The sequence below is a fragment of the Burkholderia sp. Bp8998 genome, from assembly GCF_003854235.1.
Classification (GTDB): domain Bacteria; phylum Pseudomonadota; class Gammaproteobacteria; order Burkholderiales; family Burkholderiaceae; genus Burkholderia.
In genome coordinates this window covers 1-416 of sequence record NZ_QTQF01000175.1, presented here as the reverse complement: position 1 = coordinate 416, position 416 = coordinate 1, and the positions used below count along the sequence as shown (strand labels likewise).

General features: G+C 70.2%; 1 protein-coding gene. It reads left to right on the top strand.

All coding sequences use genetic code 11. The features are described 5' to 3' along the window. The coding region (locus DIE06_RS38035) for an NAD-binding protein (RefSeq protein ID WP_185733595.1) at nucleotides 1-416 on the top strand (416 nt) is incomplete at both ends.

The window sequence follows — 416 nt, the reverse complement described above, 5'->3', positions numbered from 1 at the left end:
GGCACCGGCGGCGCGGCGGCCGGCACGCTGACCTTCATGGTCGGCGGCAGCGACGCGGATTTCGAGCGCGTGAAGCCGGTGCTCGCCGGCATGGGCAAGAACATCGTCCACTGTGGCGCGACGGGGATGGGGCAGGTCGCGAAGGTGTGCAACAACCTCGTGCTCGGCATCTCGATGGCGGCCGTCTCCGAGGCGATGTCGCTGGGCGTCGCGCTCGGCATCGACCCGAAGGTGCTGGCCGGCATCGTCAACACGTCGACGGGCCGCTGCTGGAGCTCGGACACCTACAACCCGTATCCGGGCGTGATCGCCACCGCGCCGTCGTCGCGCGGCTACAGTGGCGGCTTCGGCACCGACCTGATGCTGAAGGATCTCGGCCTCGCGAACGACGCAGCGAAGCAGGCGCGCCAGCCCGT